Below are 13,097 nucleotides of genomic sequence, written 5' to 3'. Positions count from 1 at the left end.
ACGTCGATGGTACTGCGTAAAAGTGGGAGAGTAGATAGCCGCCGTTTTAAAAGTAAGCATATGCTGAAAAGAATGAAGGAATCAGTCGAAAGATTGGTTCCTTTTTCTGTTTATAGAAGTTAGCAAGTATGATTTTGAACCTTCTTTTGTGGATATTGTAGAATAATTCTACAATTGAGTTTTGTTGTGCTGGTAACGGACTCTTTTATTGTAATGTTATTGTGTTAATAATTAGCTATGTAATGTTTTTTAACGCCTTAATCGCAACAATGGTACGATTATTTCATTCTTATTTTAGAGATAGACGTATAGTAAGTTGAATAGTGAATTATAGATATTAGAAGATGGTAGGAGAAAGATTGGTTAAAGGGGCTGTGTCTTTACTGGCCTTAATGGTATTAACAACGGGATGTCGGCATAAGGATGAGCCTTTTAAACCACTTGTCATAGTGGATAAACCGGCGAAGGAAGATGTACAGATTTTTGGTGAATACGTGGGGCGCATCCGTGCTGCCCGCTTTGTGGAGGTACATGCCCGTGTAGAAGGTTATCTGGAAAAGATGTTGTTTGTGGAGGGGAAAGAAGTGACACAGAATGAGCCTCTTTTCATTATTAATTCGGCTCTTTATAAAGCTAAGGTGGAAAAAGCTAAAGCCCAGCTAAAGAAAAACGAAGCGCAAGCGGCGAAAGCTAAACGTGATGTGGAGCGTTTACAACCCTTGTATGAACAGCATGCTGCCAGCCAGTTGGATCTGGATAACGCATTGGCTTCCTTAGGAGATGCAGAAGCCAATATCGCAATGAGCAAGGCGGATCTGGACCAGGCGCAACTTGAATTGAGTTATACGACGGTCACATCTCCGTTGGCCGGATATATAAGTGAGCGTTTTGTCGATGTGGGTGCTTTGGTTGGACCGGGTGTTAACTCTAAGTTGGCGGCTGTTGTGAAAAGTGATACAGTGTTGGTCGACTTCAAGATGACAGCTTTAGACTATCTGCGTGCCGAACGTCGTAACGTCAAGTTCGGTGAGCAGGATTCTACCCGTTCCTGGCAGCCGACCGTGACTGTTACCTTAGCGGATGATTCCGAATATCCGGTGAAAGGTATTGTTGATTTTGCCGATCCGATCGTCGATCCGCAAACCGGAACTTTCGGCGTTCGTGCCGAACTTCCTAATCCGAACCGGAAGCTCCTTCCCGGTCAGTTTACCAAGGTCAAATTATTGTTGGATGTCCGCGAACGTGCTATTGTTGTACCCCGTAAAGCGATTTCTATCGAAAAGGGAGGAGCTTTTATCTATGTGGTCCGCCGGGATAACGTTGCAGAGAAACGCTTTGTACAGACAGGGCCGGAAATCGGCAATAATATTGTTATAGAACGTGGTTTGGGAGAGAATGAGAAAGTTGTAATCGAAGGCTATCATAAGTTAGTCCCCGGAATGTTGGTACAACCGATACAGGCCGGTGACGATAAAGCGATTGAAGCATTAAGAGCAGAGGAGGAAGGAGAATGAAACCGGGATTCTTTATAGACCGCCCCGTTTTCTCGACAGTACTTTCATTGGTGATCGTTATTGTCGGGATAATCGGATTGGTGATGTTGCCGGTGGATCAGTATCCGCAGATCACACCGCCGGTAGTGAAGATTAGTGCGACTTATCCGGGAGCAAGTGCCATGACCGTTTCGCAAGCTGTTGCCACTCCTATCGAACAAGAGTTGAACGGTACGCCGGGAATGATTTATATGCAGAGTAGCAGCTCCAATTCCGGAGGTTTGACTATTACTGTAACCTTTGATGTGAATGCCAACCCTGACCTTTCGGCAGTGGAAATCCAGAACCGTGTGAAGCTGGCCGAATCCCGTTTGCCGGTCGACGTTGTTCAGAACGGTATTACGGTAGAGAAACAATCCGCCAGCCAGTTAATGACACTTAGCTTGCTATCTGACGATCCCCGTTTCGATGAAATATACTTGAGTAATTTTGCTACTATCAACGTATTGGATGTCCTTCGCCGTATTCCCGGTGTAGGTCGCGTCTCGAATATCGGTAGCCGCTACTATGGCATGCAGATTTGGGTGTATCCGGACAGGCTTGCCAATATGGGCCTGACAGTGAAGGATCTGCAGAATGCTTTGAAAGAGCAAAACAGTGAATCCGCAGCCGGTGAGCTTGGTAAACAGCCCGTCTTGGATGTCGATATAACATTGCCGGTTACAGCCCGGGGGCGTCTCTCTACGGTTAAGGAGTTTGAGGATATTGTTGTGCGTGCCAATCCCGACGGTTCGATCGTCCGCATCCGTGATGTGGCACGTGTGTCGTTGGAGGCTTCTTCCTATTCGACCGAGAGCGGATTGAATGGAAAGAATGCAGCTATCCTCGGTATTTATATGCTGCCGGGGGCGAATGCCCTGGATGTAGCAAAGAATATCAAGGACGCCATGAAGGAAATCAGCCAGAATTTCCCGGAGGGGCTGGAGTACAAGTTTCCCTTCGATGCAACCGAATATATCTCCCAATCTATACATGAGGTCTATAAGACTTTGTTCGAAGCATTGTTTCTTGTTGTCCTGGTTGTCTTCCTGTCCCTGCAGAACTGGCGCGCTGCATTGATTCCTACGATAGCCGTACCCATCTCTCTGATCGGGACATTCGGTTTCATGCTGATAATGGGCTTCTCGCTCAATATGCTGACACTGTTGGGTTTGATCCTGGCAATCGGTATAGTGGTTGACGATGCGATCGTTGTCGTCGAGAATGTGGAACGCCTGATGAATGAAGAACACCTGACTGCACGGGAGGCGACACATAAGGCTATGCGCGAATTGTCGGGTGCCTTGATCGCAACTTCTATGGTGTTGGCAGCTGTCTTTGTTCCCGTTAGCTTCCTTAGTGGGATCACCGGAGCTTTGTACCGTCAGTTTTCAGTCACTATCGTGGTCTCTGTTTTGCTGTCGACAGTCGTGGCATTGACGTTAAGCCCAGCTATGTGTGCTATTATATTGCGGCCAAGCAAGAAGAAAAAGAATATTGTCTTTCGTAAGATCAACATTTGGTTGGGTAAGGGAAACAATAAGTACGGCCATTTGCTGGAAAAGGCTATTACCAATCCAAAGCGCATCCTCGCCGGCTTCGGCATGGTGATTGTCTTTATATTTGTCTTGAACAGGGTGATCCCGACCAGCTTTATTCCGGAAGAAGACCAGGGCTTCTTCACCGTCGAACTGGTCATGCCCGAAGGTGCTACGCTGGAACGTACCCGTAAAGTGACGGACCGCGCTATCGCTTTCCTCGAAAACCTGCCTGCCGTAGCCTATGTGCAGAATGTGACCGGAAGCAGTACCCGTGTCGGTACGTCGCAAAGCCGTTCTACCCTGACGGTTATTCTGAAACCTTGGGAAGAGCGTAAATCCTCCGGCATGGGAGTGGAAGACGTCATGAAGCAATGCCGCAAGGAGTTTCTTTATTATCCCGAGATACTTGCCTATTTGAATCGTCCTCCCGTTATCCCGGGGTTGGGCGAGAGCGGCGGTCTTGAAATGCAGCTCGAAGCACGCGGTGATGCCAGTTGGGAGAACCTCGTGGCGGCGACAGACACATTTATGCTCTATGCCTCGAAAGCGCCCGAACTGACCGGTGTCTCCTCCGCCTTACAGTCGGAGATTCCGCAACTCTACTTCAATGTAGACCGCGATCGTGCCAAGTTCCTCGGCATCCCCCTGACGGATATCTTCTCGACCATGAAGGCCTATTTAGGTTCCGTCTATGTGAACGACTTCAATATGTTCAACCGTATATACAAGGTCTATATCCAGGCCGAAGCCCCTTACCGGGCTACGCGTGAGAATCTGGGCCTCTTTTTTGTCCGTGCACAGAACGGTTCGATGGTGCCGCTGACCGCTCTCGGAACGACCAGTTACACAACAGGACCGGGTACGATCAAGCGTTTCAATATGTTCACCACTGCCGCTATCAGTGCTGTAGCCGCTCCCGGATACAGCTCCGGTGAAGCGATGGCCGCCATGCAACAGATTGCCCGTGATCACCTGCCAGAGAACATCGGCCTGGAATGGAGTGGACTCTCTTATCAGGAGAAGAAAGCCGGAGGTCAGACGGGATTCGTATTGGCATTGGTTTTCCTTTTCGTCTTCCTCTTTCTTGCCGCGCTGTATGAAAGTTGGATTGTGCCGGTTGCCGTCTTGCTCTCTTTGCCGGTAGCGACCTTGGGTGCTTACTTGGGAATATGGGTGACAGGGCTCCACAATGATGTGTATTTCCAGATCGGCTTAGTGACGCTGATCGGTCTGGCAGCAAAGAATGCAATCCTGATCGTCGAGTTTGCCAAGGTACAGGTCGATAGCGGTGTGGATGTCGTCAAAGCGGCCCTGCATGCTGCCCGGATGCGTTTCCGTCCGATCCTGATGACTTCGCTTGCCTTTGTCCTCGGTATGCTTCCGATGGTGCTTGCGAGTGGTCCCGGTTCCGCTTCCCGTCATAGCATTGGAACAGGTGTATTCTTCGGAATGCTTGTTGCCATTACAATCGGGATTGTTTTGGTTCCCTTCTTTTTCGTTCTTGTTTATAAGATGAAAGGTAAGGTGAGAATGGAACGTATCCTTCGTCGAACCAAGACCCTTCCGGTTTTGTTCGTTGTCTTCATGCTGGCCTTCTCGTCCTGCAAGATCGGGAAGAAGTACGTTCGTCCGGAGCTGGATTTGCCCGCTGAGATTGTGGCTGGAGCTGACACTGCTTCCATAGATGATATTCCTTGGCAGAGCCTCTATGCCGACAGCACTTTGCAGCATCTTATCTCTGTTGCTCTTGAAAACAATAAAGATATGAAGATTGCAGCCGCTAAGATCAAAGAGATGATTGCCGCCAAGCGCATCACCTTCGCCGACCAGTTCCCGGAGATCGGCGCCCGCATATACGGACAGAAGGAACGCCTGAATTACGGTGGAGACAATCCGAAGCCCGATCCCGAGTTCGGTGCCAAACTGACACTGTCGTGGGAACTGGATCTCTGGGGAAACCTCCGTTGGGCGAATGAGGCAGGGACCGCCGCCTATATGCAGTCTGTCGAGGCGCGTCGTGCCTTGCAGATGACTTTGGTTGCCGAGGTGGCTGCCGCTTACTATCAACTCTGCGCGCTCGACCAGGAGTTGGACATCGTTCGCCATACCCTTGCCGCTCGCCGCGAAGGTCTTCGTCTGGCAAAACTGCGGTTTGAGGGCGGTTTGACCTCCGAGACCTCTTATAGCCAGGCACAGGTGGAGTTGGCGCGTACCGAAACGTTAGTTCCTTCCCTTGAAGGCAAGATCAAGATCAAGGAGAGCGACCTTTCCTTCTTGCTCGGGCAGTATGCAGGGGATATCCCCCGCGGATTGCCGTTGCGGGAACAACGCTTGCCGGAAACCCTGCCCGTCGGATTGCCTTCCGCCCTGTTGGAACGCCGTCCGGATATGCGGGGGGCCGAACAACGCTTGCGCGAAGCAAACGCAAAGGTCGGCGTTGCCCAGACCGATCTTTTCCCGAAGATCAGCCTCACCGGAAACTTGGGTTTCGAGAGCGAGGAACTGGGTGACTTTATCAAGAGCCCAGCCTGGTTTCTTGCCGGCGATCTCTTGCAGCCTCTTTTTGCAATGGGAAAGAACAAAGCGAAGTTGAAAGCCGCCCGCGCCCGTTACGAACAGGAAGTGTATGCCTACCAGAAGAGTGTCCTCGGCGCCTTCAAGGAAGTCAACAACGCAATCGTCACCATCCGGACAGCCAAAGAGGTGCGCCAGTCTTACGAGAGACTCCTTACCTCCGCCAATACTTATGTAGAGTTGGCGCAACTGCAATACATCAACGGTGTCACCAGCTACATGGACGTTCTCGACGCCCAGCGTGGGCAGCTCGATGCCCAGATCAGCCTTAACCGGGCCATGCTCGATGAACTGCTGTCGGCGGTGTATTTGTATAAGGCGTTAGGAGGCGGATATAATAACTAACGAACTATCTAAGGTAATAAAGGGGCGGATCCATACAGGTCTGCCCTTTTTAAATATTATTCGTATCTTTGTCCTCAACTAACAAACAAGAATCGGATATGCCTTTAAACCTACAGAAAAATTTACCAGCCGTAGAGCTGTTGAAGAAGGAGCACATCTTTGTGATGGACTCTTTGCGTGCATCCGAACAGGACATCCGCCCGCTGAGGGTTGTCGTGCTGAACCTGATGCCGTTGAAGATTACGACGGAAACGGACCTTGTCCGCCTGTTGAGTAATACACCGTTGCAAGTGGAACTCGACTTTATGAAGATAAAAGGGCATACGCCCAAGAATACGCCGATCGAGCATATGCAGGAGTTTTACAAGGACTTCGACGAGATGAAGGGCGATTTCTACGATGGCATGATCATTACGGGAGCCCCGGTGGAGCAGATGCCTTTCGAGGAGGTGAGCTATTGGGACGAGGTGACCGAGATATTCGACTGGGCGCGTACGCATGTGACTTCTACTTTATATATCTGTTGGGCGGCGCAGGCGGGGTTGTACCATTTCTATGGCGTGCCTAAGTACGACTTGCCGGCTAAGATGTTCGGCGTGTTCCGTCATACCCTGCGTGAACCGTATGTGCCGATCTTCCGGGGTTTCGACGATGAGTTCTTTGTACCGCACAGCCGGCATACGGAGATACGCCGTGAAGACATCCGCAAAGTGCCTGAACTGACGCTGCTTTCCGAGAGTGAAGAATCGGGCGTCTATATGGCGATGGCACGCGGAGGACGCGAGTTCTTCATTACCGGGCACTCCGAGTATTCGCCTTATACGCTGAACGACGAGTATATGCGTGATGTGAACAAGGGATTGCCGATCTCCGTTCCCCGTAACTATTACCGTAACAATAATCCGGCCCTCGGCCCGGTGGTACGTTGGCGTGGGCATGCCAATCTGCTGTTCACCAACTGGCTGAACTATTACGTCTACCAGGAAACGCCATTCCGGATTGAGGATATCGAACGATTAAAGGATTTATGAAACAATCTCCCCGAAGAATAGAACTTCTTTCTCCCGCCAAGGACCTGCAATGCGGTATCGAGGCTATCAATCATGGAGCCGACGCCGTCTATATCGGTGCCCCGAAGTTCGGCGCCCGGGCGGCAGCCGGCAACTCGCCCGAGGATATACGCGAGCTTTGCGAGTATGCGCATCTGTATGGTGCCCGTATTTACGTTACGCTTAACACGATCCTGAAAGAGGAAGAGTTGCAGGAGGCCGAACGGATGATCTGGGACCTCTGGCACGCCGGAACCGATGCCCTGATCGTTCAGGATATGGGGATTACCGGACTGAATCTGCCGCCTATCCCGCTTCATGCCAGTACGCAGACCGATAACCGCACACCGGAGAAGGTGAAGTTTCTCGAGTCGGCCGGCTTCACGCAGGTGGTGCTGGCACGCGAACTCTCGCTGAATGAAATACGCCGGATTTCGGAAGCGGTGACTGTCCCGTTAGAAGTATTCGTGCATGGCGCCCTGTGTGTCAGCTATAGCGGACAATGTTATTTGAGTGCCGCCCTGAGCGGGCGAAGTGCCAATCGGGGAGAATGTGCCCAGTACTGCCGCCTTCCTTATACAATGGTGGATGCCGCCGGGACAGAGATTGTCAGCAATAAACACCTTCTTTCACTGAAAGATATGAATCGCGCCGACCAGTTGGAAGCCCTGCTGGATGCCGGCGTCTCTTCGCTGAAGATAGAAGGGCGGCTGAAAGATGTCGCTTACGTCAAGAATATCACGGCTTATTACCGCAAGAAGTTAGACGCTGTCCTGTCACGACGTCCGGAATATTGCCGGGCTTCCGCCGGGCGTAGCACCTATACTTTCGAGCCGGTAGCCGAAAAGAGCTTTAATCGCGGCTTCACTCCTTTCCTTTTAGAGGGACGAACAGCCGATATCACTGCTTTCGATACGCCTAAGTCATTGGGTGAACCTGTCGGAACGGTTAAGGAGATAAAAGGAAATTCGTTCACTGTCGCCGGACTGAAACAGTTGAACAACGGAGACGGACTTGTCTTCTTCAACCGGCGCGGCGAATTGGAAGGATTCCGTGTGAACAAGGTGGAGGCAAACCGGGTCTTCCCGTTGGAGATGCCCGTGTTGCAGCCTAAGACCCCGCTTTACCGCAATTTTGACCAGGCTTTCGAGAAGGAGCTTGCCAAGCCTTCTGCAGAACGGCGGTTGTCCGTGCGGATCGAGTTCCAGGATAATCCTTTCGGCTTTACACTCTGCATGGAGGATGAGACAGGCGCCCGCATCATGCTCACCCAACCGTTTGGGAAAGAACCGGCACGCCGTGACCAGCAAGATAATATCCGTACGCAGCTTTCTAAGCTCGGGAATACGCCTTTCGAGGCATCCGAAGTGACGGTGAGTATGTCCGAAAACTGGTTTGTCCCTTCTTCTCTGTTAGCGGATATGCGCCGGGCAGGAGTGGAGAAGCTGTTGGAAGCCCGCCGTGTGCGTTATCCGCGTGAGCTTGTCCGTCGTGTGCAGTCGGCGGAGGTTGCGCCTTTCCCAGAGCGGCAGTTAAGCTATTTAGGAAATGTTGCCAACGGGAAAGCCCGCTCTTTCTATCAGGATCATGGTGTGGAACAGGTGGAGGCTGCCTTTGAACTGGCCCCCCGGAAGGATGTCCCGCTGATGTTCACCAAGCACTGCCTGCGCTACAGCATGGGTTGGTGTCCTACTTATCAGAAGAAAAGCTCTCCTTACCGCGAGCCCTATTATCTTCTTTATAAAGAGACTCGTCTCAGGCTGCACTTTGACTGCAAACGCTGTCAGATGCAGGTGTTTCAGGAATTATGAATTGTGAATTGTGAATTGTGGATTAAGAGTTATGAGAAAACAATTGCTTTTACTTTGTGTGGCTTTGTTAGCCTTGGTATCGTGTGCGGAAAAGCCGCTGGACCCGAATAAGCCGGTTTACGTGACGGTTAGTACTTCTATGGGCGACGTGACTGTCCTGCTGTATGACGATACGCCCCTTCACCGTGATAACTTCATCAAACTTTGCCAGTCCGGCGAGTATAAAGGGATGCTGTTCCATCGTATCATCAAGGACTTTGTCGTGCAAGGCGGCGATCCGGAGAGCAAAGCGCATGAGCCGGGTGTCCTTTATGGCGACGGTGATGGCGGCTATACGGTTCCGGCCGAGATTTTGCCGAACCATTTCAATAAACGCGGCGCCCTGATCGACGCCAAGGAAACCGACGATGTGAACATCGAGCGCGCTTCTGCCGGAACGCAGTTCTGCTTCGTGCAGGGAAAGAAGCTGACGGATGAAGAGCTGGCGCAGAAAGAAGCCCGCATCAACGAGATACGCCGCAACTGGCTATTTTATACTTTCCAGGACAGATTAAAGAAACAAGAGCCCGCTCTGGCTGCTGACTCGATGAAGGCGGAGTTGGAGAACCGCGCACTTGTCCTGCTGGAAGATACCCTCGATGTGCTGGGTTATTACACGATCCCTGCCGATCGGCGCGAGATATACAAGACAGTCGGAGGCGTTCCGCACCTGGACGGTTCGGTTACGATCTTCGGCGAAGTGGTGGACGGCTTCGATATTGTCGAGAAAATGTCGCTTGTCAAGACGGATAAGAACGACCGCCCTTTGAAAGACGTGATGATAAGATCGACTAAAGTGTTCCAGAAATAGCCTTTGTCAATATCTCCATATATGCCCTTACCGCTTCTGCCTCTTCCGGAGCCGGGCTCCAGGGTGCAAAATGATCCGCAGCGAGCGGGGCGAAAGGACCTTCCTTGATCTCATAGATAACAGAACCGGATTCCAGGACCAGGAGGCTGTGCCAGGTTCCGGCCTTTATTTCCGCGCCATATACTCCTTCTTTGGGGTCGAGTATCTGCATCCTGCTGATATTTCCATCGTTCTCGAAAAGGAATACGGCTACCCGGCCGCGAAGCAAAAGGAATATCTCGTCCTTGTCGGGGTCGAGGTGGCGGTGCGGCCTTATGTACGTATCCGGTTCCAGTGCATTAAGCATCCGGTTGACGGGGTCGTCCAAGCGTTCATGGAAATTATGGTTCATACGCAGGCGGGGCGATTGTTTCGCCCGCTCGGTCGTTTCGTTCAGTAAAGCTTCGTTTATGAGTATCATGTGAATAATTGATTTGTCGGACTGCTAATGTACGAAATAATTATTGGCTGGTACGCCATTTCTACGTACATTTGCACAAACCTGTAAACAAAAAACAATGAGACAAGCTCTTACTTATTACGTTTTGTTGCTCTTGCTTCTGGCATTCTGCTTTTCCTGCAGGACAGAGCCGAAGGAGAAGAAATACGTTATCGGCGTCTCGCAGTGTACGCTTGAAGGTTCGTGGCGCAGGTCTATGTTGCTGGATATGAAGGTGCAGGCTTCCGAATATCCGAACCTTTCCCTGTTGGTCGAGGATGCTGCGGACAGTAGTTTGTTGCAGGTGGAGCAGATCCGCAGCCTGGTCAAACGGAAAGTGGACCTACTGATAATTTCAGCGAACGAATCTGAACCTATAACTCCTGCCGCCATAGAGGCCTATCGCGCCGGCATTCCGACTATCCTGGTAGACCGAAAGATCGATTCGGATGAATATACGACTTATATCGGTGGTAATAATTATGAGATCGGACGCCTGGCTGGTTTCTTCGTGAACCGGCTGGTGAGAGAGCAGTGCCCGACTGTCCTGGAAATATTAGGCTTGAAAGGCTCTTCGCCGGCAAAAGACCGGCATCGGGGATTTCATGATGTCCTGGACCCTCGTATCAAGGTGAGGGAGATATACGGAAAGTGGAGGCCGGAAGTCGTAGAACAGAAAATTGCAGAGTTGGATTCTCTGGAAGAGGTGGATGTCGTGTTTGCCCACAACGATGTGATGGCTTTGTCTGCCCGCAAGGCTGTAGGCGATAGGGACCCCGAACTGATGAAACGGATTCGCTTTATGGGGATAGACGCCATGTCGGGACGGGGTTCCGGTCTGGAAGCTGTCGCTCACGGCGAATTGGCGGCTTCTATCCTTTATCCGACAGGCGGAAGCCTGGCTATCCGTATTGCCATGCAAATCCTGAACGGCCAGGAAGTTGCCCGCGAATATATATTATCTTCCGCTTTAATCGACAAAGAGAATGCCGGGACGTTGTTCATACAATCGGAGCAGGTGGTGGACTACCAGCACCAGATTGAGCAGCAACGGGATAACCTGGAAAAGATGCTCTCCAAATATACGTTCTTGCAGAATTCCGTCGGGATCATTCTTTTATTGATGGGCTTGCTGCTTTTGTTAGCTCTTTATGTCATTCATGTTTACAGGTCGGTACGCCGGAAGAACCGGGAACTGAAACGTACGAACCTGCAGGTCGAGCAGCAAAAGGAAGAGCTGGCCGAGGCGAATCGCTACATCGAAAAGTCCACAACGCAGAAACTACAGTTCTTCACGAATATAACGCATGAGATTAAAACGCCGCTGACGCTGATATTAGGGCCGCTCGGCAAACTGTCGAAAGAGGCGCCCGAAGGTTCTCCGCTGGCAGATGACCTCCGCATTATCCGGAAAAACGCCGAACGTCTGAAGAGGGTGGTGGACCAGTTGCTCGACTTCCGGAAGGTGGAAAGCAACAAGATGAATATGCGTGTTTGCGAGGTCGATATGGTCGCTTTTGTTGCCGAGGTGAAGTCTTGCTTCGATACGATGGCGGCCGGCAAGCAGGTGCAGTTTACTTTTGAACACGACTGCCCTTCTGTCATGCTTTGGGTGGACCGGGACAAGATGGAAAAGATTCTCGCAAACCTGCTGTCCAATGCTTTCAAGTTTACGCTGGATGGTGGGGCGATCACGATCCGTCTTGCCGATAAAGGCGACCGGGTGGAACTTTCCGTCGAGGACAACGGAAAAGGTATTCCGCCCGAAAACCTAACTTCCGTATTCGACCGTTTCTTTACGGGCGACCAGAATTATGTGACTGGTACGGGGATCGGCCTGCATCTGACGCGTGAGTTTGTCCATATGCATAAAGGGACGATCCGTGTTGCGAGTACGCCGCTTGTGAGTACGGTCTTTACAGTCAGCCTGCCGAAGGGGAAATCCCATTTCGATGATGAGTACTGCACGTTCGATCCTTCCGTGACAGAGCTTTCCAGTGGTGTTGCCAACCTGAATACGGACGAAGTGCAGGAAACGTTGCGGCGCATCTACGATTACACGCTTCTGATCGTGGAAGACGATCCCGATATCCAGAGTTATCTGCTGGCAGAGTTGAAGCAGAACTTCCATGTGTTGGTAGCCGATAACGGCGTAAAAGCATTGGAAATCCTGATGAATGAAGAAGTATCGCTGGTCGTCAGCGATGTGATGATGCCGGAGATGAACGGTTTCGATCTTTGCCGCAAGATCAAGTCGGATATTGTCCTGAGCCATATCCCGGTTATTTTGCTGACAGCCCTTTCCGACGACAAACAGCAGATGTACGGTATTGCGGGCGGTGCGGACGATTATATCCGGAAGCCGTTTAATATCGAAGTCGTCAAACTGCGTATTATCAAACTGCTCGAAGAACGTGCCCGCTTGCGTGAGGCCTATGCACACGATGCCTCTTCGCCGGCTGTATCCGTGAAAGGGGAAAAGGCGGAAAGCATGGACGACCTTTTTATGAGCCGTTTCCTGAAACTGATCGAAGAGTCGTATGCCGACCCGGATTTCAGCATAGAGAAGGGAAGTGAAAAGTTAGGACTGTCGCGCGTCCATCTCTACCGGAAAGTGAAAGAGCTTGCCGGAGTAACGCCGACCGATTTTCTCCGTAACTACAGATTGAAGAAAGCGGCTGCCATGCTTCGCCGGAAAGCCGGAAATGTGAATGAGGTAGCCTATGCGACCGGCTTCGGTTCGCCCGCCTATTTCTCGAAATGTTTTAAGGCGGTGTATAATATTACACCGACGGAATACCTGGAAAAGGAATGATACTTCCTCATTCGATAACGCTCGTTACATTCATGTAACATCCGTATAAGATACTTGAAAACAAAAGCTTTATGTAACGAGCGTTATCAATCTTGTAGCATC

7 protein-coding genes are annotated in these 13,097 nt (G+C 50.9%); 6 read left to right on the top strand and 1 reads right to left on the bottom strand.

The annotated features are described in order from the left end of the window. Window positions 1–344: 344 nt before the first annotated feature. The 5 genes from DWW90_RS01495 to DWW90_RS01475 all read left to right on the top strand — a co-directional run bounded on the left by DWW90_RS01495 (window position 345) and on the right by DWW90_RS01475 (window position 9,702). Window positions 345–1,514 carry an efflux RND transporter periplasmic adaptor subunit gene (locus tag DWW90_RS01495; protein WP_115499449.1) on the top strand — a complete coding sequence of 390 codons (1,170 nt, stop codon included), beginning with the start codon at window positions 345–347 and terminating at the stop codon, window positions 1,512–1,514. Next, window positions 1,511–5,992, top strand: coding sequence for a multidrug efflux RND transporter permease subunit (locus DWW90_RS01490; RefSeq protein ID WP_122343720.1), 4,482 nt, complete (start codon window positions 1,511–1,513; stop codon window positions 5,990–5,992). The genes DWW90_RS01495 and DWW90_RS01490 overlap by 4 nt, the downstream gene beginning before the upstream one ends. A 98-nt stretch (window positions 5,993–6,090) precedes the next feature. Beyond that, window positions 6,091–7,023 (top strand): homoserine O-succinyltransferase, encoded by a 933-nt coding sequence (gene metA, locus DWW90_RS01485; protein ID WP_122333163.1) that lies wholly within the window; start codon window positions 6,091–6,093, stop codon window positions 7,021–7,023. Continuing rightward, complete coding sequence (locus DWW90_RS01480) at window positions 7,020–8,852, top strand: U32 family peptidase (RefSeq protein WP_122343719.1); 1,833 nt, start codon at window positions 7,020–7,022, stop codon at window positions 8,850–8,852. Before metA ends, DWW90_RS01480 begins: the two co-directional genes overlap by 4 nt. Window positions 8,853–8,883: 31 nt before the next feature. Then, on the top strand, window positions 8,884–9,702 hold the full coding sequence (locus DWW90_RS01475) for a peptidylprolyl isomerase (protein WP_122343718.1): 819 nt from the start codon (window positions 8,884–8,886) through the stop codon (window positions 9,700–9,702). Here DWW90_RS01475 and DWW90_RS01470 read toward each other — a convergent pair. Continuing rightward, on the bottom strand, window positions 9,683–10,162 hold the full coding sequence (locus tag DWW90_RS01470; RefSeq protein WP_122343717.1) for a WbuC family cupin fold metalloprotein: 480 nt from the start codon (window positions 10,160–10,162) through the stop codon (window positions 9,683–9,685). The two genes, DWW90_RS01475 and DWW90_RS01470, sit on opposite strands and share 20 nt — an antisense overlap. 97 nt (window positions 10,163–10,259) lie before the next feature. On the opposite strand from DWW90_RS01470, the gene DWW90_RS01465 reads away from it, so the two are divergent. Continuing rightward, the gene (locus DWW90_RS01465; protein ID WP_122343716.1) at window positions 10,260–12,995 is read left to right on the top strand and encodes a substrate-binding domain-containing protein; all 2,736 of its coding nucleotides are present in this window, start codon (window positions 10,260–10,262) and stop codon (window positions 12,993–12,995) included. Window positions 12,996–13,097 lie beyond the last annotated feature (102 nt).

This window comes from Parabacteroides sp. AF17-28 (genome assembly GCF_003479205.1).
Lineage (GTDB): Bacteria > Bacteroidota > Bacteroidia > Bacteroidales > Tannerellaceae > Parabacteroides > Parabacteroides acidifaciens.
Note: the sequence above shows the minus strand (reverse complement) of the source record. Positions and strands in the feature narration are given on the sequence as shown.